Annotated in this window: 16 protein-coding genes and 1 pseudogene; 2 read left to right on the forward strand and 15 right to left on the reverse strand. The window is 61.7% G+C overall.

The genetic code is table 11. The features are described 5' to 3' along the window. Nucleotides 1-44: 44 nt before the first annotated feature. The 5 genes from F506_RS13275 to cyoA form a co-directional block, all read right to left on the reverse strand. Complete coding sequence (locus tag F506_RS13275) at nt 45-809, reverse strand: SURF1 family protein (protein WP_053198135.1); 765 nt, start codon at nt 807-809, stop codon at nt 45-47. A gap of 116 nt (nt 810-925) precedes the next feature. Next, the gene (gene cyoD / locus F506_RS13280; RefSeq protein WP_053198137.1) at nt 926-1,396 is read right to left on the reverse strand and encodes a cytochrome o ubiquinol oxidase subunit IV; all 471 of its coding nucleotides are present in this window, start codon (nt 1,394-1,396) and stop codon (nt 926-928) included. Further along, the gene (cyoC, locus tag F506_RS13285) at nt 1,393-2,028 is read right to left on the reverse strand and encodes a cytochrome o ubiquinol oxidase subunit III (protein WP_053198140.1); all 636 of its coding nucleotides are present in this window, start codon (nt 2,026-2,028) and stop codon (nt 1,393-1,395) included. Before cyoC ends, cyoD begins: the two co-directional genes overlap by 4 nt. Continuing rightward, a complete protein-coding gene (gene cyoB, locus F506_RS13290) occupies nt 2,021-4,024 on the reverse strand; it encodes a cytochrome o ubiquinol oxidase subunit I (RefSeq protein ID WP_053198144.1) in 2,004 nt (667 codons plus the stop codon). Before cyoB ends, cyoC begins: the two co-directional genes overlap by 8 nt. 105 nt (nt 4,025-4,129) lie before the next feature. Beyond that, entirely contained in the window at nt 4,130-5,131 is a 1,002-nt protein-coding gene (gene cyoA / locus F506_RS13295; protein WP_053198147.1) for a ubiquinol oxidase subunit II, read from the reverse strand. Between the two features lie 172 nt (nt 5,132-5,303). Here cyoA and F506_RS13300 point away from each other — a divergent pair, with 172 nt between their 5' ends. After that, nucleotides 5,304-6,659, forward strand: coding sequence for an MFS transporter (locus F506_RS13300; RefSeq protein WP_053201585.1), 1,356 nt, complete (start codon nt 5,304-5,306; stop codon nt 6,657-6,659). Between the two features lie 86 nt (nt 6,660-6,745). On the opposite strand, the gene F506_RS13305 is transcribed toward F506_RS13300, so the two are convergent. From F506_RS13305 to F506_RS13350, 10 genes and pseudogenes are all read right to left on the reverse strand, one after another. Further along, nucleotides 6,746-8,113, reverse strand: coding sequence for an LLM class flavin-dependent oxidoreductase (locus tag F506_RS13305; protein ID WP_053198150.1), 1,368 nt, complete (start codon nt 8,111-8,113; stop codon nt 6,746-6,748). Next, nucleotides 8,110-9,039: a TauD/TfdA dioxygenase family protein gene (locus F506_RS13310; protein ID WP_053198152.1), complete on the reverse strand. Its 930-nt coding sequence runs from the start codon at nt 9,037-9,039 to the stop codon at nt 8,110-8,112. The genes F506_RS13305 and F506_RS13310 overlap by 4 nt, the downstream gene beginning before the upstream one ends. Nucleotides 9,040-9,115: 76 nt before the next feature. Next, the gene (locus F506_RS13315) at nt 9,116-9,958 is read right to left on the reverse strand and encodes an ABC transporter ATP-binding protein (protein WP_053198154.1); all 843 of its coding nucleotides are present in this window, start codon (nt 9,956-9,958) and stop codon (nt 9,116-9,118) included. Between the two features lie 9 nt (nt 9,959-9,967). Beyond that, the gene (locus F506_RS13320) at nt 9,968-10,774 is read right to left on the reverse strand and encodes an ABC transporter permease (RefSeq protein WP_053198156.1); all 807 of its coding nucleotides are present in this window, start codon (nt 10,772-10,774) and stop codon (nt 9,968-9,970) included. Between the two features lie 13 nt (nt 10,775-10,787). Beyond that, entirely contained in the window at nt 10,788-11,645 is an 858-nt protein-coding gene (locus F506_RS13325) for an ABC transporter permease (RefSeq protein WP_053198157.1), read from the reverse strand. Between the two features lie 3 nt (nt 11,646-11,648). Further along, complete coding sequence (locus F506_RS13330; RefSeq protein ID WP_053198159.1) at nt 11,649-12,737, reverse strand: ABC transporter substrate-binding protein; 1,089 nt, start codon at nt 12,735-12,737, stop codon at nt 11,649-11,651. Between the two features lie 189 nt (nt 12,738-12,926). Continuing rightward, complete coding sequence (locus F506_RS13335; RefSeq protein ID WP_053198160.1) at nt 12,927-13,496, reverse strand: DUF4865 family protein; 570 nt, start codon at nt 13,494-13,496, stop codon at nt 12,927-12,929. 93 nt (nt 13,497-13,589) lie between these two features. After that, entirely contained in the window at nt 13,590-15,395 is a 1,806-nt protein-coding gene (locus F506_RS13340) for a methyl-accepting chemotaxis protein (protein ID WP_053198163.1), read from the reverse strand. A gap of 49 nt (nt 15,396-15,444) precedes the next feature. After that, nucleotides 15,445-17,078 (reverse strand): annotated as a pseudogene (locus tag F506_RS13345) (HAL/PAL/TAL family ammonia-lyase). A gap of 47 nt (nt 17,079-17,125) precedes the next feature. Next, nucleotides 17,126-18,379, reverse strand: coding sequence for an allantoate amidohydrolase (locus tag F506_RS13350; protein ID WP_083457868.1), 1,254 nt, complete (start codon nt 18,377-18,379; stop codon nt 17,126-17,128). A 254-nt stretch (nt 18,380-18,633) separates the two neighbouring features. Here F506_RS13350 and F506_RS13355 point away from each other — a divergent pair, with 254 nt between their 5' ends. Next, on the forward strand, nt 18,634-19,914 hold the full coding sequence (locus F506_RS13355) for a C4-dicarboxylate transporter DctA (protein WP_053198166.1): 1,281 nt from the start codon (nt 18,634-18,636) through the stop codon (nt 19,912-19,914). The last annotated feature ends 61 nt before the right edge of the window (nt 19,915-19,975 follow it).

Consider the following 19,975-nt stretch of genomic DNA (forward strand, 5'->3'; position numbering starts at 1 on the left):
TAAACGAGTCAATTGGCGGGTCGGGAGCGACGAAGTTGCCGGAATTATCCCGCGTCCGGAGCCTGCTTGCCATCTTTGTTTTCACCGGCGTCCGGCAGGCGGCGTCTTTCGTCGCGCCTGATCCAGAAGACGGCGCCGGCAGTCATCAGGGCCAGCCCGAACCAGGTCAGTGCGTAGACCAGATGGTTGTTGGGGAAGGAAATCACGGTCAGGCCGCCCACGGCTTGTCCGCTTGCAGCGCGCTGCTGCTCCGATGCCGCGCTACCCGTGTCCTCGGCGTCGACGAAATACGGCGCAACACTTTCCAACTGCCGTTCCAGCTGCCGCGATGCCGCGATGGCGGCGACGTCGCGCGAAAACCAGCGATCCCCGGCAGCGTCGTTCTTGCGCAGGAAGCCGCCATGCGGTTCGCTGATGCGCAGCAAACCGACGACATCGGCAGGCGCATCGGCTGCGCCCTCCTTCTCGTCGCGCGCACCGCCGGCGATGAAGCCGCGGTTGACCAGCGTCGTGACGCCGTCGGCGCCGCGCAGCGGGGTCAGTAGCCAGAAGCCGGCACCCAGCCGTGACAAGGCCTGTACGCGCGCGGTTTTGGCGTAGAGGAAGGTGCCGCTCAGGCGCACATGCAGATATTCATGGGAATCAGCCGTCACGGCCGGCCAGGCATCCACGCCGGGAGCCGCGACCGGCGCCGCGACCGGCGCCGCATGCACGCGGCGGTCGACGCGCTCGATCAGGTCGAGTTTCCAGAACAGGCGCTTGACCTGCCAGGCGCCGAGCGCAAGGAATCCGAGGAAAACCGCGAGCATGCAGGCCGCAAGGAAACGGCGCAGCCCGGAAGACCGAGGGCGCGGCGCTGCTTCCGCAACGGCGCGCCCTGGAGAGTGGCTTGAGGTCACTACTGATTACGACGGGTGCTTGCAGGTCACTTCATGCCAGGCATGTTGTGCTGCATGTTTTGCATCGAGCCCGGTACGGCTTCCTGCATCAGGTCCTGGCTCATGCCCGGCATCATATTGTGATTCAGGTGATACATGACCCACAGCGAACCGGCCAGCATGATGACCACGACCATGATCGTGAAGATCAGGGCCAGGATGGTCCAGCCGCCTTCGGACTTGGAGTTCATGTGCAGGAAGTAGATCATGTGGACCACGATCTGCACCACCGCCAGACCCAGCAGGACCAGGCCTGCCGTGCTGGATTTTTCGATCACGTTGCCCATGACCAGCCAGAACGGAATGGCCGTCAGGATCACCGCCAGCACGAAGCCGATGGTGTAGCTCTTCAGGCTGCCGTGGTCGGCGGTATGGTCGTGATGATGTACGTCGAAGCCGTCCTGATGGCCGTACTTTTCCGCGTGCGACGGATGTTCTTGGTGCTGTGGCGCGCTCATGGCAGGACTCCCATCAGGTAAACAAAGGTGAAGACGCCGATCCAGACCACATCCAGAAAGTGCCAGAACATCGACAGGCACATCAGGCGACGACCGTTTTCAGGCGTCAGGCCGTGCTTGTTGATCTGGAACATCAGCGTGATCAGCCAGACGATGCCGAAACTGACGTGCAGACCGTGGGTTGCCACCAGTGCGAAGAAGGAAGTCAGGAAACCGCTGCGTTGCGGGCCGGCGCCTTCATGGATCAGGTGCGCAAACTCATACAGCTCCAGGTAGATGAAACCGGCGCCCAGCAAGCCGGTGACGGCCAGCCAGATCAGCGTGGTTTTGACCTTCTTCTTTTGCATTTCCAGCATGGCGAAGCCGTACGTGATCGACGACAACAGCAGCAAGGAAGTATTGACCGCCACCAGCGGCAGGTCGAACAGCTCGGCGCCGGTCGGACCGCCCGCATAGTTGCGGCCGAGCACGGCGTAAGTGGCAAACAGGCAGGCGAAGATCAGGCAATCGCTCATCAGGTACATCCAGAAACCCAGCAAGGTGCCGTTTTCCGGATGATGTTCCCTGACGAAGTAGCGCGAACTAGGCGACGCGTCCATGGTTGCGGAGGAGGAATGTGAAATCTCAGACATGGCTATCCAGCAAGCGTGTGCGGTTGGCTTCAACACGGACGACGTCGTCGGCCGGGATGTAGTAATCGCGTTTGTAATTGAATGTGTGGGTGATGATCGCGGCCATCAGGGCGACGAAACCGGCGCCGGCCACCAGCCACATTTGCCAGATCACGGCAAAGCCGATCACGGCGCTCAGGGCGGCGATGATGAAGCCCGCACCGGTGTTCTTCGGCATGTGGATAGGCACGAAACCATCTTTCGGACGGGTGTAGCCGTTGGCCTTCATGTCGGCCCAAGCGTCGTTGTCATGCACGCGCGGCGTGAACGCGAAGTTGTAGTCCGGCGGCGGCGACGAGGTCGACCATTCCAGCGTACGGGCGCGCCATGGGTCGCCGGTCGTGTCGCGCAGCTTGTCGCGGCGCAGGTAGCTGACCACCAGCTGGATGATGAACGAGCCGATACCCGCGGCAATCAGCAAGGCGCCGAAAGCAGCGATCTGGAACCAGATCTGCAGGGAAGGATCTTCGAAGTGGCTCATGCGGCGGGTAACGCCCATGAAGCCCAGCACGTACAGCGGCGTGAAGGCGACCCAGAAGCCTATGCACCAGAACCAGAAGCTGCAACGGCCCCAGAAATCGTCCAGCTTGTAGCCGAAAGCCTTGGGGAACCAGAAGTTGATGCCTGCGAACATGCCGAACACCACGCCGCCGATGATCACGTTGTGGAAGTGAGCAATCAGGAACAGGCTGTTGTGCAGCACGAAGTCGGCCGGCGGAACCGCCAGCATCACGCCGGTCATGCCGCCGATGACGAAGGTGATCATGAAACCGATGGTCCACAGCATGGGCACTTCGAAACGGATGCGGCCGCGGTACATGGTGAACAGCCAGTTGAAAATCTTGGCGCCGGTCGGGATCGAAATGATCATCGTGGTGATGCCGAAGAACGAATTGACGCTCGCCCCCGAACCCATGGTGAAGAAGTGATGCAGCCAGACCAGGTAGGACAGGATGGTGATCACGACGGTCGCATACACCATCGAGGTGTAGCCGAACAGGCGCTTGCCGCTGAAGGTCGAGACGATTTCCGAGAAAATGCCGAAGGCCGGCAGAATCAGGATGTACACCTCAGGGTGGCCCCAGATCCAGATCAGGTTCACGTACATCATGGCGTTGCCGCCGAGATCGTTGGTGAAGAAGTTGGTGCCAAACACGCGGTCCAGCGACAGCATGCCGAGCACGGCCGTCAGGATCGGGAAAGCGGCGACGATCAGCACGTTGGTGCACAGTGCAGTCCAGGTGAAGACGGGCATCTTCATCATGTTCATGCCCGGCGCGCGCATCTTGACGATGGTGGCGATCAGGTTGATGCCTGACAGCAGCGTCCCTACCCCGGCAATCTGCAATGACCATATGTAATAATCCACCCCCACATCAGGACTGCCGAGGATGCCCGACAATGGTGGATAAGCCAGCCAGCCGGTGCGGGCGAATTCGCCGACGAACAGCGAAGCCATGACCAGGCCCGCGCCGAATGTAGTCATCCAGAAGCTGAAGTTGTTCAGGAAAGGGAAAGCCACGTCGCGTGCGCCGATCTGCAGCGGCACGACGTAGTTCATCAGGCCGGTCACCAGCGGCATCGCCACGAAGAAGATCATGATCACGCCGTGGGCGGTGAAGACCTGGTCGTAGTGATGCGGCGGCAGGAAGCCGGCCGAGTCGCCGAAGGACAGCGCCTGCTGGGCGCGCATCATCAGCGCATCGGCAAAGCCGCGCAACAGCATGACGATGCCGAGGATGACATACATGATGCCGATTTTCTTGTGGTCGATGCTGGTGATCCAGTCGCGCCACAAGGTTCCCCACAGGCGGAAATAGGTAATGCCGCCGAGTACGGCGGCGCCGCCGATCAGCACGCCGATGAAGGTGATCAGCAAGATGGGTTCATGAAAGGGAATCGCTTCCCAGCTGAGACGGCCGAAGATCAGCTTGGTCATGTCAATATGGTCTAGCATCGTTACTTTCCGCTGAAAAAGAAGGTCGCGGCGCCATGCATTGCAGCTCGCATGGCGCACTTGCCGGCTGCGTGCATCACTGCCGCCGGCGATTCTTTCGATTGATTATTCATGGTGGTGCTGGCTGCCTGCCATGGCGACTTCCTGCGAGGCAGCCCTGGCGGCGCCCTTTTCGGTCTTTTCGCCCTTGGCGTCATCCTTGACGTTCTTGTCGGTCATCATCTGCTGGTCCATGCAAACCTGGCCTTCGGCGACGCAACGATTCAGGATCGCGTGGAACAGCGTGCCGTCGACGGCATTGAAATGCTGCACCGGGTCCTTGATGCTCGGCTTTTCCAGCGCCATATATTCAGCGCGCTTGAGGGCGCCGCCGCTGGACTTGACTTTCTTGACCCAGGCGTCGAAGTCGCCATCGCTCACGCCGTGGAACTTGAAGCGCATGTCCGAGAAACCGGCGCCGCTGTAGTTGGCGGAGAAGCCTTCAAACTCGCCCGGCTTGTTGATGACGGCGTTGAGCTTGGTCTGCATGCCCGGCATCGCGTAAATCTGTCCTGCCAGCGCCGGGATATAGAAGGAATTCATCACGGTCGAAGCGGTAATCCTGAATTCGATCGGACGGTCGACCGGCGCCGCCAGTTCATTGACGGTGGCGATGCCTTGCTCCGGATAGATGAACAGCCACTTCCAGTCCAGCGCGACCACTTCCACGGTCAGCGGCTTGACGTTTTCAGGTATCGGGCGCTGCGCATCGAGGCGCGACAGCTTGCGGTACGGATCGAGCGTGTGGGTGCTGATCCAGGTCAGCAGGCCGAGCGCGATGATGATCAGCAGCGGCGCGCCCCAGATGACCAGCTCGAGCTGGGTCGAGTGATCCCAGTCAGGCTCATAGCGCGCGGCGGTATTGTTCTGGCGATAGCGCCAGGCGAAAAGGACGATCAGCACGATCACCGGAACGATAATCAGCAGCATCAGGATGGTGGAAATGACGATCAGCCTGCCTTGCTGGTTGGCGATGTCTCCCGAAGGGTTCAGGACGACCGTATTGCAACCGGCCAGCAGAATTGCGAGCAGAAAAATGAATCCGCGGCGAATGAGATGTGAAAACATGCAGGGAAAGTCCAGTCGGAGCTATCAAATCATGCTAATGTACACTTACCGTTCGGCATTGGCGATTGGACAATTTGTCCTACCCTCGCGGTCATCTAGATGGTGAATTTGCCAATGTGCCGGCGGAACGTAGCGGCATTACAGACCGAACCAAGAAAGAGAGACAATGATCATGGCTAGCACTCATATTCATCACCCTGAAGTTCCTGGCAAATTTTCTGCAAATACGCCTGTCGGTGGTTCTGATAATGTCAACAATGCCAAATCTGATCATCCAGTGATTGCACCCGGCGATATTGCAATCGGCGTGGTCATCGGAAGGGCTTCAGAATACTTCGATTTCTTCGTGTATGCCATAGCCTCGGTGTTGGTTTTTCCCACTATTTTCTTTCCATTTGAACAACGCCTCGAGGGCACGCTCTACTCCTTCACCATTTTTGCCTTCGCGTTTCTGGCGCGTCCGTTCGGCACCATGCTGTTCATGGCCATCCAGAAAAAGCTCGGGCGCGAGGTCAAGCTGACGCTTGCCCTGTTCCTGCTGGGCCTGTCGACGGCCGGCATCGCTTTCCTGCCGACATATGAACATCTGGGCTTCACCGCCATCGTGCTGCTCTCCGTGCTGCGTATCGGCCAGGGCCTGGCGCTGGGCGGTTCCTGGGACGGCTTGCCGTCGCTGCTGGCGCTCAACGTGCCGAAGAACAAGCGCGGCTGGTACGCCATGCTCGGCCAGCTCGGTGCGCCTGTCGGCTTCATCGTCGCCGGCCTGGTGTTCGCCTACCTGATCGGCAACCTGAGCAGCGACGACTTCCTCGAGTGGGGCTGGCGCTATCCGTTCTATGTCGCCTTCGCAATCAACGTCGTGGCGCTGTTCGCCCGTCTGCGCCTGGTAGCCTCGGAGGAATATGCCAGCCTGCTGGCCGAACGTGAACTGGAACCGACCAGCGTCGTCGAGATTGCCCGCACCCAGGGCCGCAACCTGATCATCGGCGCCCTTGCCGCACTGGCCAGCTATGCACTGTTCCATCTGGTGTCGGTGTTCCCGCTGTCGTGGATCTCGCTGTATTCGATGCGCTCGATGAGCGACTTCCTGATGGTGCAGGTGTTCGGTGCGGTGCTGATGATGGTCGGCATCGTGCTGTCCGGCCCCATCGCCGACCGCTTCGGCCGGCGCACCACGCTGGGCGCCCTGGCGGTGCTGATCGCGGTGCTGAGCGGCTTCGTGCCGACGCTGATCAACGGCGGCGACACCGGACAGGACATCTTCATCCTGGTCGGCTTCGCCCTGCTCGGTCTGTCCTACGGCCAGGCCGCCGGTGCGGTGACCGCCAACTTCCCGAGCAAGTATCGCTACACCGGCGCGGCGCTGACCTCCGATCTGGCCTGGCTGGTCGGCGCAGGTTTTGCACCCCTGGTGGCGCTGGGATTGTCGGCGCACTTCGGCCTGGCTTACGTGAGCATCTACCTGCTGTCGGGCGCGGTCTGCTCGCTGGCGGCGCTGAGCGTGAACCGCGCTCTGGATATCCGCTGATCTGATCCGCCGATACTGATCAACCAATAAAAACGGCCTGGCATGCGCAAGCAGCCAGGCCGTTTTTACGTGGGCATCCCCTCTTTTTAAGCCACCCGATCCAATATGTCGCCGCCCTGCCGGTAGATCCTGTGCGCCGGTCGCGCCAGTCCCAGGTTTTCGCGCAAGGTCTTTCCTTCATACTCGGTGCGGAACAAGCCGCGCCGGCGCAATTCCGGCAGCACCAGCTCGACGAAGTCGTCGAGTCCGCCCGGCAAGGTCGGCGGCATGATATTGAACCCATCCGCGCCACCCTTCAGGAACCACTCTTCAAGCCGGTCGACGATGCTCTCCGGCGTACCGTGGATGGACCAGTGACCGCGCGCAGTCGCCACGCGCAGGTATAGCTGGCGGATCGTCAGCTGCTCGCGTCGCGCCAGCGCCGTCACCAGTTGGAAGCGGCTCTTGGTGCCGTTCGGCTCCTGCAGGTTTTCCGGCAGCGGGCCGTCGAGCGGATATCCGGACAGGTCGATGCCGCCCAGATGCTGTTGCAGCAGCGACAGGCCGACGCTGGGGTGAATCAGCGATTGCAGTTCTTCGAACTTCTCCCGTGCTTCGCTTTCGCTGCGGCCGACTACCGGGAACACTCCCGGCATGATCTTCAATTCATCAGGTTCGCGGCCGTATTTGGCGAGACGCGATTTCAGCCCGCTGTAGAAATGCTGCGCGTCTTCCAGCGATTGCTGAGCGGTAAAGATCACTTCCGCCGTGCGCGCCGCCAGCTCCTGGCCCGGCCCGGACGACCCGGCCTGCACCACCACCGGATGTCCCTGCACAGGGCGCGCCACATTGAGCGGCCCGCGCACCGAGAAATGCTTGCCCTTGTGATGGATCGCATGCAGCTTGCTGCTATCGAAATGCACGCCCTCGGCCTGGTCGAAGCGGAAGGCGTCGTCTTCCCAGCTGTCCCACAAGCCGCGCACGACGTCGACGAATTCTTCAGCGCGTTCATACCGTGCACCGTGCTCGGGATGCTTGTCGAGATTGAAGTTGTGCGCCTCCGACTCCGACCACGAGGTCACCACGTTCCACCCCGCGCGGCCGTTGCTCAGATGGTCGAGCGAGGCGAATTTGCGCGCCACATGGTAAGGCTCGTTATAAGTGGTCGACACCGTCGCCACCAGCCCGATGTGCGCGGTCGATTGCGACAGCGCCGACAACAGCGTCAGCGGCTCGAAGGTCGCCGCGCGCGACGTCAGGTGCAAGGTCTCTGCATCGTGCGAACGAATCGCCACACCGTCGGCCAGGAACAAGGCATCGAACCTGGCGCGCTCGGCGGTCTGTGCGATCTGCCGGTAATGCGCGATGTTCTGGCCGGCATCTGGTTGCGCGCGCGGATGCCGCCAACCCGCCACGTGATGTCCGGTCGCCTGCAGGAAGGCACCCAGGCGCAGTTGTTTTTTCGGGCCGCTCATGACGCCACCGCCACGCCTGAATCGGTAGCGACTCCGTGCGTGCGCACCTTGTCCTGGACATTGCGCGACACGCTGCGTCGACCGTCGACACCGACCGGCACGTCGCCGGCTATCGTCACGCGCCGCACCACGCGATGCTGGCTGCCGTAATCGTTGATCGCATAGTGTTGGGTCGCGCGGTTATCCCAGATCGCGATGTCGCCTGCCGTCCAGCGCCAGCGCACCGTATTTTCCAGGCGAGTGACATAGCTTTCCAGCAGCTTCAGAAGATGCTCCGAATCGCCGGTCGGATAACCGAGCAGCTTCTTGACGAAATGTCCCAGCACCAGGGTGCGCTCACCGCTCTCCGGATGCACGCGCACCACCGGATGTTCGGTTTCATAGATCGTCGACGTGAAGACTTCGCGATAACGCTTGAGACCGGCGTCATCGGTATTGAAGCGCGCCGCATAGTCGTAGTCATTCGTGTGCAGCGCCCACAGGCTGTCGGCCAACTGGCGCAAGGCCGGCGGCAAATCGAGATAAGCCTGCGCCGTGTTCGCCCATACGGTGTCGCCGCCCGCCTGCGGAATCACCACGGCGCGCAGGATCGACGCCTGCGGATACGCCAGATCGAAGGTGACGTCGGTATGCCACGAGTTGGCGCGGCCGCCATGCACCGAATCCAGTTCGAGCAAATAACCGGTGCCGTCGCGTACCGGCACGGTCGGATGCGCCACGAGTTCACCCCACAGTCCGGCGAAGGCCTCCTGGCCGGCGTCGTCCAGATGCTGTTGTCCGCGGAAGAACAGTACCTTGTACTTCAGCAGCGCCTGGCGGATGGCGTTGAATGTCTCCCGGCCGAGGTCGCCGGACAGGCGCACGTTGCGGATTTCGGCGCCGATGCGGCCGGCGACGGGATTCAGATCGAGCAATGCTTCGGACATCTTGTTCTCCTTCACGAAAATGACTGGCTGGGGTTTACGTCTTGCGGGAAATACGGCAATCTTCTGATGCGCGCCATCAGATGGCGAAGCGCCACTGGCGCGAATGTTCCGGCAACTCCGGATCGGTCGCATCGCTGCGCAAAGGCGGCTCGGCGAGGCTGGCGCTGTCGCCCGAAAATTCCCGCAGCACCTGCTGCTTGACCTCGGCAAAACCGACTGCTGCGCGTTCGCGCGGATGCGCCAGACCGACCGGCACGATGCGACGGATGCGTCCCGGCCGCGGCTCCATCACCACCACCTTGTCACCCAGGTAAATCGCCTCCTCGACGTCATGCGTCACCAGGATCATGCTGATGCCCTCGGCTTGCCAGATACGATGCAGCTCCTGCTGCAGGTATGCGCGCGTCAAGGCATCAAGCGCACCGAATGGTTCGTCCAGCAGCAGGATCTCCGGCTTGCTCACCAGCGCGCGTGCAATCGCCACGCGCTGCGCCATGCCGCCCGACAGCTGATGCGGATAGGATTTTTCGAAGCCGTCGAGCCCGACCAGCGCGATGTGTTCGCGCACCGCCTGGCGTTTCTGCCCCGGTGTCAGGTCGGCGTTGAGCAGCCCCAGCTGGATATTGCTCTCCACCGTCAGCCAGGGAAACAGCCGGTGCTCCTGGAACACGATGCCGCGCCGCAGGCTGGTGCCGACAATGCGTTCGCCATCCAGCAGCACCTCGCCCTGATAGTCCTCTTCCAGTCCCACGATCAGGCGCAGCAAGGTCGATTTTCCGCAGCCGCTGGAGCCGACGATGCTGACGAACTCGCCCGGCGCGATGGTCAGCGTGACGTCTTCGAGGACCGCCAGGTCGCCGTTCTTCACGGGATAGGATTTACTGAGATGCTGGATGTCCAGCGTGCCGGCTTGCGACATATCGACTCCTTAAAATTGCGCGACCGAACGGCCGCGCCACGCCAGCAAACGGCGTTCCAGCCGCGCCGCCAGCCAGTTCAGCGCGAAGCCGACAAAGCCGACCACGATCACGCCGAAAATCACCAGGTCCATCAGGAACAATTCACGGCCATCGATCATGGTGTTGCCGATGCCCTTGCCCGACACCAGCAGGTATTCCGCCCCCAGCGTCGCCAGCCACGCGTAGATCAGCGCCAGATGGATGCCGGCCAGGATCGACGGCGCCGCCGCCGGCAGGATCAGTTTGTACAGCCACTGGCGGCGATTGAATTTCAGTACCCGCGCCGCCTCGACCAGATCGGCCGGCACGCTGCGTATGCCTTCGAAGGTGTTGAGCACCACCGGGAAAAATGCCGCCAGCGACAGGAACGCCACCTTGGCGGCATCGCCCAGGCCGAACCAGACCGACAGCAGCGGAATCCAGGCGAACAGCGAAATCTGCTTGAGCGTGTGGAAGGTCGGCCCGATCAGGCGCTCGAACAGTCGCGACAAGCCGAAGGCGATCCCGAACGCCAGCCCTGCGCTGACGCCGATGGCGAAGCCGATCAGGTCGCGGCGCAAGCTGGCTTCCAGCGCTATTGCCAACTCGCCGCTGCGGACTTGCCGGACCGCGGTGTCCCACACCTTGTCGACCGGCACCAGCAAGGGAGAAGCCGACCAGTTGAATTTCACCGCCAGCCACCACAGCAGCACGAGCGCCGCCGGCAAAATCCAGCCGCGCAGGAATTTCGGCACGGGGTGCTTGTCTTGCGTGTCGTAAGAAGAGGATCGCGCCATGATGATTTCCCGTTCAGAAGCCGGTACGGCGCCAGCCGAGCAGCACTGTTTCAATGCGCGCCAGCACGCGGTCCAGCACATAACCGACCGCGCCGACCACCACCACCGCCGCCATCACGACATCGAGCTGAAACAACTGCCGCCCGAACACGATCATGTAGCCCAGGCCCTCCGACGAAGCCAACAACTCGACCACCACCAGCGCCAGCCAGGCATGGGTAAAGCCATAGCGCACCCCGTTCCAGACCGGCGGCAGCGCTGCCGGGAAGATCACGCGCGTCAGCAGCTGCCAGCGCGAGAACCTAAGCACGCGCGCCACTTCGACATAGCGCGCCGGCACGTTCTCGATGCCCTTGAATGTATTGAGCGCAATCGGCACCAGCGCCGCCTTGGAAATCAGGATGATCTTGAGCGCCTCGTCAATGCCCACCAGCAGCATCAGCAAGGGCAGCCACCCGAGCACCGGAACCTGGCTGAACGCCTTGAACAGCGGATAGACATAGTCCTTGAATACCCGCGACAGGCCCATCGCCACACCCAGCAGCAAGCCGCCGGCCAGGCCCACGCCGAAGCCGAGCAGCACGCGCAGCAAACTGATCTTGAGGTTGTCGAACATCTCGCCCGAAGCCGCCAGATCAATGAAGGTCAGCAACACCGATTGCGGCGAAGGCAACACCTGCGGCGCCACCCATTCGAATTGCGCGGCGACATGCCACAGCAGCAACAGGAACAAGGGAAACGGCAAGGCCAGCCAGCGCGGCGACCAGTTGCCGCGGAAGCGCGCACGCGGCGCCTTCCCTTGCTCCTGCGCGAGTTCAGGAACCGGCGATGCGGAGGATGGCAACTCCAGAACTGCCTGCTGCGCGCTCATGGGTCAGGTCCCCAGGATCTTGCCGTTGACCTGGAAAATCGGCCAATAGGTTTCCAGGTTCAGCTCTTTCAGAGCAGCCTTGAGGTAACGCTGATCGATCCATTGATCGACATCGAACCTGGACCGGCTCAGTTTCAGGCGATAGGCTTGTTCGACCGAATCCTTGTAGCGCGCGACCAGGAAAGGATCGAAGTTGGGATTGATGCGCACGCGCAACGGCTCGCCGTCGTAGTCTTCGCGCCAGTGTTCGTAAGGCGTTCCGGCCTTGGCCCACAGGCGCAGCACCTCTTCCCGGTTGACTTCGTCCGACGCCCACTTCGAGGTCTTCACGAACGTCTTGACCACGCGCGCGGTGATTTGCGGATATTGCTGCGCAAATTCGTCCGTCACCAGCACGTGCGACTGCGTCGTGAAAATCGGTGAGCCGCCTTTGCTGCTGTAGACGATGCGCGCGGCGTTCTTGTCGCGCAGGCGCAGCAGGTTGATGTTGCCGAACGCGGCGTCGATGTCCTTGGTGCTTAGCGCCGCCAGCGTGGTGGCCTGATCGAGATTGATGGCGCGCAGGTCGCGCTCCTGCAGGCTGTTCGCCTCCAGGACGCGATTGATCGGCAACTGCGCGTTGGTGCCCTTGAAGATGGCGACGCGCTTGCCGCGCAGATCCTTGACGGATTGGATCGGCGAGTCTGGCGGCACCGCGAGATAGATGTTGGATCGCACGCCGGTAGCCAGGATCAGCCTGGTCTTGAGTCCCGCCGATTTCGCCACGATGGAAGGCAGGTCGCCCTGGAAAGCGAAATCCAGCTGCTTGTTGCTCAAGGCTTCATTGACTGCCGGACCGGCGCCTTTGAAGAAGAACCACTCGACCTTGATGCCGTCGGCCTTGAACTCCTCTTCGACCCAGCCCTTGGCGTTGGCGACAGCCGCCGAGCTGCCGGAGAATTGCGGCGGATTGCCGATGCCAGGCTGCGCCACACCGATGCGCACAATCGCCGGCTTGTTGGCCGCACGCGCTTGCAGACCCAATATCGCCGCACCGGCGCCGACGCCGCTTGCGGCCAACTGCTTGAGTACGGTTCTGCGATCCAGGGTCATGAGTTTTCCTTTGCGTAGACATGTCGAAGCGAGAAGCTGCGATCAAGTATAGGCAAGCGAAAACTCCCGACAAACGAATGAATTCGTATGTCCTTATGCGAAAGTTTTTTCCATCAGTGCAGTGTCAGCAAGGGATAGCGGCGCCATAACGGAATTTTTGCGTATCTGCCGCGGGCCCGCTGCATCGTCTTATTTGCGCAGTTCTCCCAGCAAGGGCTGCGCCAGATGCAGCACTTCATAACCGTCGCCGGCATGCCCTGCATCGTAGAACGCCGACGTAATATGCAGCCGCACCAGTTTCCAGCCGGCCGGATCGAGCGCGGTCACTGCGGCAACCGTCTCCGCGCGCTGCGCCAAGGCTTGATTACGTTCGCGTTCGGCGTCACGCAACGCTCCCATGTCGGTGGTGTCTCCAAATGGCAGGTCTTCGCGATAGATCCAGCGTCCCTGCAGCGCCGGACCGGCTTGCACATCCAGCGGCAGCCACATCTCGACACCGGGCCGGCCGAAGGCGGCCAGCACCGCATCGAAACGATCGCTGGTCAGGAAGTCGGCGGCGGCGGCCGCATCCTTCCACAGATAGATTGAAGAATAGACGTTGGTGGGCGCACCGTTCTTGCCGGCCTCGCGCAACGAGAAGGACTTGAAGTACAGACCCGGCGTGTCGTCCCACATCGGGCCGCGTGCGGCGGCGCGACGACGGATGGCGCTGACGTCGTAGTCGACGGGAAGGCGGTGTGAATATTGTTTCGAGAGCATGCCGGTTCCAGGTTGTTTGAACGGAACCAGCTTAATCGGGCGGCTGTTTGACGACCAGCCGCCCGCGCACATTTCTGCGATGAGCCTCTCAAATCACTGCGGCGTCGCCATCTTGAATCCGCCGACAATGGCCGCCAAGCTGGTCGCCTGATCCTGCAATGATTGCGCGGCTGCGGCGGCTTGCTCCACCAGCGCGGCGTTCTGCTGCGTGGCCTCATCCATGTGCGTGATGGCGCGGTTGATTTCTTCGATGCCGGTGCTTTGCTCGGAACTGGCGTTGGCGATTTCGCTCACGATGGCGCTGACGTTCCTGACGCTGTCGACGATTTCCACCATGGTCTGCCCGGCCTTCTCGACCAGCAGGCCGCCGTCGCTCACCTTCGATACCGACGAGTCGATCAGCACCTTGATTTCCTTGGCGGCTTGCGCGCTGCGTTGCGCCAGGCTGCGCACTTCGCTCGCCACCACCGCAAAACCACGCCCTTGCTCACCGGCCCGCGCGGCTTCCACTGCGGCGTTCAAGGCAAGAATGTTGGTCTGGAACGCAATGCCGTCGATCACGCCGATGATGTCGACAATCTGGCGCGACGACTGATTGATGGCTTCCATGGTGGCGACGACGTTGCCGACCACTTCGCCGCCTTCTTTGGCAATCGCCGATGCCGCCAGCGCCAGTTGATTGGCCTGCCGTGCATTGTCCGAGTTCTGCTTGACGGTGGAGGTCAGTTCTTCCATCGCGGAAGCGGTTTCTTCCAGGGCTCCGGCTTGCTGCTCGGTGCGGCCGGACAAGTCGAGGTTGCCGCTGGCGATTTCGGACGACGATACCTTGACGGCGTCGCTGGTATGCCGGATCTCTTGCAAGATGGTGGTGATCTTTTGCACGAAGACGTTGAAGGACCTGGCGATCTGGGTGACTTCATCCTTGCCGTCTTCCGGCAGGCGCATGGTCAGGTCGCCGTTGCCGGAACCGATGCTGTCCATCGCATTGCGCACCTGCGACAGGCGCCGGAACACCGCCGCAGTGATCAGTCGCAGGATCAGTGCCGCCAACGCCGCCACCAGCACGATGGCGATCAGCGACGATTGCGTGGCGTGGCGCATGCCGGCGTTGACGTCGGCCTTGTCGATCGCCACCAGCAAGGTCCATTCGGTGTCTTTGACCGCGATTGCCTGAACCAGCTTGGCGGCGCCGTTGAGCACGATTTCCTTGCTGGCGTCATTGCCGGCCAGGCTATTGAGACGTTCCGCCGTCAGTTCGGGGTTCCAGTCCTTGACCGGCTTGTTGATCCATTGCGCATCCGGGTGGGCCAGCATCATGCCGTCGCGGTCGACCAGGAAGGCAAAACTGGCCGGGGTCGGATGCACCGCTTTCACCACATTGCTGACGCCGTCGAGGAACACCGCAGCCGCCACCACGCCCTGCAAGACGCCGTCTTTTCTCACCTGCGCGGTGAAGGACACCATCGGTTTCTTCGTCACGACATCGGTGTAGGGTTTGGTCACCACGGCCTTTCCGGCCTTGACCGATTGCTGGTACCAGGACCGACCGGTCGGATCGTAGCCGGCCGGCAATCCCTCGGCGGACGTGTAGGCAGTCTTGTCTTCCTTGCCGAAGGTCGTGACATAGAAGCCGCCGCTCTTCTGCAACTGCTTGATGACGAATACCGGATCGGCTTGCAACACACCGTCTGCCGCTGCCGCGGCCATGCTGGCCTTGGCCGCGACCCATTCGTTGATCGCCGAGGCATAGCCGTCGGCAATGGAACGCGCGCTCTCGTCGATGGCGCGGTCGTTGTCCGCCTTGACGATGACGTAAGAGACGGCGCCGACTACGCCCAGGCTCGCAACAAGCAAGGCAATGCTGAAAAATAAAATACGCGTTCTGATTGAGGTAAACATGACGGCCCTTCCCTGTTTGTTTTTTTAATTGACTATCCGGCGAACCGGTTCAGACGAACTTGCCGATCCGCGCCACCACCGCCTCACGCACCGACCCGCTGGTAATGAACGAATGCGCTGCCTGGATATCGTTGTGGAACCAGCGGTCGCCATCCAGGCACGCCGGGATTTGCTTGCGGATCTCTTCATACGCCGCCTGCGTTCCCTCGCCCAGCACGAAGTCCTTCAACAACTCTTCCGTCATGGTCAGCCCCTGCGCCGCCAGCAGCATCTCCACGCCGACGATGTACTGCGTATTGGCCACCACCGTGGCGGCCTTCGCGCGCACCAGGTCGAGTTGGAGACGTGGTCTTCGCTGTTGCCCTTGGACGGGATGCTGTCGACGCTGCCCGGCATGGACAGCGTGCGGTTTTCCATGACCAGCGAACTCATCGAGCACTGCACCACCGGATAGCCGGTGTTGACCCCGCGCACGCCGCTCATCAGGTTGCGCGGCAGGCCCCACGACAGGGTCGGGTCGATCAGCCGCGCAATGCGGCGTTCGCAGATGCTGCCCAGGTCGGTGATGGTCATCGCCAGCAAGTCCATCGCCTGCGCCAGGTACTGGCCGTGGAAGTTGCCGCCGGAGATGATCTCGAAGCCGCCGCCTTCTTTGTCAAAGATCAGCGGATTGTCGGTGGCGGAGTTGATTTCCTTGTCGACGATGGTGTCGATGTAGTCCAGCGCATCGAACACCGGGCCATAGACCTGCGGCGCGCAGCGCAGCGAGTAGACGTCCTGGATGCGCGAGGAGTACGGAATGTCGGTGCGGCGCGATTCGTCCGGCAGTTGCACCGCACGGGCTTCGTGGGTGGTGCGGGTCGATCCCTTCAGCAAAGTGCGAATGACTTCTGCGGTCTTGATCTGGCCGGCGTGCGGGCGCGCCTGCTGGATGCGGGGGTCGAAGGCGGACATCTCGGCCCGCATGGCTTCGAGCGTGAGGCCCAGCGAGACGCAGGCGTCGGTGAGCAGGTTGCGCGAATCGTGCGCGGCCAGCACGGCCACGGCCAGCGAGGCGGTGCAGCCGTTGATCAGCGCCGAGGCGTCCTTGGCCTTGAGGTCGAACTTGACCGGGCCGATGCCGGCCTGGGTGATGGCGTCGGGAGCGCTCATGCGCTTGCCCTGGTACATCACTTCGGCTTCGTCGAAACCGACGATGGCGGCGGCCAGGTAGGCCAGCGGCGCCAGATCTCCGGAGGCGCCGACGGAACCCTTTTGCGGCATGATCGGATGGATGCCGGCGTTGAGGAAGGCCAGCAGGCGATCGACCACTTCCACGCGCGGGGCGGAGTAGTTGCTGGCGAAGGCGTTGGCGCGCAGCAGCATGGTGGCGCGGCTGACTTCTTCGGAGAACGGTTCGCCGATGCCGGCGCTGTGCGCCTTGATGAGCTGGGTCTGGAACAGTTCGATGTGCTCGACCTTGATGCGGGTGTCCTTCAGCAAGCCGACGCCGGTGTTGAAGCTGTACATCATGGGTGCTTCGTCGTGCATCCAGGTCGACTCGATGAAGTCGCGGCTTTGCTTCAGGGCCGCGCGCGAGGAGTCGGCCAGCGCGACTTTGGCGTACGTGCCATTGTTTCCACGAGAGATGCTGACGACTTGCGCGGCGTTGAGGTTGAAACCGTCGATGGTGATGGTGGTCATGAATGAATATTCCTTTGCAATGAATGGAGGATAGCGACGGACCGGAGTCAGGCCGCGAAGTTTTCGACGAAGCGGCTGAACACCTGCGCGGCAATCGCCGCGTCGTCTTCGCTCATGATTTCGTCGGGGTGATGGCTGATGCCGCCGTTGCCGCAGCGGACGAACAGCATTGCCACATCGGCGATGGCCGCAATTGCCATCGCATCATGGCCGGCGCCCGAAGGCAGATGGCGCAGCGGCAGACCGCATGCTTCGATGGCATTCGCCAGTTGCTTTTGCAGATGGCCGGCGCACGGAACGCTGCTAGCCTGATGCGTTTTTCGCAGGGTAATGGCGACGTTGCGGCGTGCGCAGATGCGTTCGATTTCGGCTTCGACGTCCGCCACCGCATCCTCGCGGACCTCGTCCTGCTCGGCGCGGATGTCGATGGAAAAGCGCGCACTGCCGGGCACCACGTTAGCGGCGCCGTTCGGCACCTCCATGATGCCCATCGTGCCGACCAGGCCGGCCCGGCCGCTGCAGCGCTGTTCGATGTACAGACCGATCTCGGCTGCCGTCATCGCGGCATCGCGACGCATGTGCATCGGCACCGTGCCTGCGTGTCCGGCCAGCCCCTGCAGCTCCGCCATGAAACGCGTTGCGCCGGAGATCGCGGTCACCACGCCGACCGGCAGCGCTTCGTTGAGCAGCAGCGGTCCCTGTTCGATATGCACTTCGACAAAGGCTGCGACGGCCGCCGCCGGCCACGCCGATGCATCGAGGCGGTCCGGATCGAAGCCGGCCGCGCGCATGACCTCGCGCATGCTGTTGCCCTGCTCGTCGAGGTTATCCAGCACGGTCTTGTCAAAGGTGCCGGCGACGGCGCGGCTGCCCAGCAAGGTCGCCTTGAAGCGCACACCCTCTTCTTCCGCAAATCCGATCACTTCAATCGGGAACGGGAAACGCCGGCCTTCCCGGTGCCAGGCCGCTATGCATGACACCGGCAACAGAATGCCCAGATTGCCGTCGTACTTGCCGCCATTGCGCACCGTATCGAAATGCGAACCGGTGACCAACGCCGCAGCCTTTTCGTGTCCGGGTGCGGCTTCGTAACGGCCGATGACGTTGCCGGCGTCGTCGCGGCGAACCTGCATGCCGGCGGCGTTCATCCACTCGCCGACCTGTTTCGCGGCGGCATGATGCATGGGCGTGAGGTAAGTGCGCGTCAGCATGCCGACGGCTTCCGTATGCACGGCAAGCGCATCGGCGCGCTGCATGATTTCTTGCCCGCAAGACCGGTATTGCTCTGGAACAGTTTTCACGGCAGTCTCCTTGAAGTCATCAGGATTGCATATTTTTATTGTATTCACAAATTGTATGCAATATAGTGAGCTTGTTCCGGCGCGTCAAAAGAATTTTCAAACAAGGACCGCCATGGACAATGGAACAACAGCCGGAGGAGCGGCTGTGCGGTGAACAGTACAAAAGAGTACAAAAGCTGAATCAAATACAGCGGGCATACCCATATACACAAGCCTATAAGGGCGCCCATCCAGAACCACACCAGGAGACCAAGGTGAATCGATTTTTCAAATCTTTGTTCGGGCAGGTCGTCATCGCCCTGATTGCCGGCATCGTCGTCGGACTGTTCTACCCTGATTTCGGCCAGAGCCTCAAACCGCTGGGCGACGGCTTCATCAAGCTGATCAAGATGATCATTCCGGTGATCGTGTTTTGCGTGGTGGTGCAAGGAATCTGCGGCGCCAGCGACCTGAAGAAGGTCGGCAGCGTCGGCGTCAAGGCCATCATCTACTTTGAAGTCGTGACCACCATCGCATTGCTCCTCGGCCTGGTGCTGGCCTTCGTGTTCCAGCCCGGTGCGGGCATGAACATCGACCCGACCAACCTCGACGCCAGCGGCTTGTCCAGCTACGTCGAGACCGCCGGCAAGGTCAGAGGCACCAGCTTCGCCGACTTCATCATGAAACTGATCCCGAGCACCATCGTGAGCGCATTCACCTCCGGCGACGTCCTCCAGGTCTTGCTGATCTCGGTCATCTTCGGCTGCGCCCTGCTGCTGATCGGCGACAAAGGCCAGCCTGCCGTCTCGCTGATCGCATCTCTGTCGGAAGCCTTCTTCAAGTGCATGGCGTTCATCATCCGCCTGGCGCCGCTGGGGGTGTTCGGTGCGATTGCGTTCACGGTCGGCCGCTACGGCATCGGTTCGCTCAAGCAGCTCGGCATGCTGGTGCTGCTGTTCTACGGCGCGGTGATCTTCTTCGTGGTGGTGGTGCTGGGGGCGATCCTGCGCACTTCCGGACTGAGCATCTTCAAGCTGATCACCTACCTCCGCGAAGAACTGATCGTGGTGCTGGCAACCGCTTCATCCGACAGCGTGCTGCCACAAGTCATGCGAAAGCTCGAACACATGGGCATCAAGAAGTCGACCGTCGGCCTGGTGATCCCGACCGGCTACTCGTTCAACCTCGATGCGTTCTCCATCTATCTGACCATGGCGGCCGTGTTCATTGCGCAGGCCACCAACACGCATCTCGCGATGGGCGACCTGCTGATGATCCTGGCGATTGCCTTGATCACCTCCAAGGGCGCACACGGCGTGCCGGGTTCGGCCATCGTGATCCTGGCGGCGACGCTGACGACGATCCCGGCGATTCCGGTGGTCGGCTTGGTGCTGGTGCTGTCGATCGACTGGTTCATCGGCATCATGCGCGCACTTGGCAATCTGCTCGGCAACTGCGTCGCCACCGTTGTGGTCGCCACCTGGGAAAAGGACATCGACAAGACCCGCGCCCGCGCCGTGCTGAACGGCGAGATCCCGGCCGCCACATTTGAATGACATTGCTGAATAGCGTGTCCGCTTGAGGTCGCAGGATGGACGGCAAAAATACAAGGGTACA

It is taken from the genome of Herbaspirillum hiltneri N3, from assembly GCF_001267925.1.
GTDB classification, from domain to species: domain Bacteria; phylum Pseudomonadota; class Gammaproteobacteria; order Burkholderiales; family Burkholderiaceae_D; genus Herbaspirillum; species Herbaspirillum hiltneri.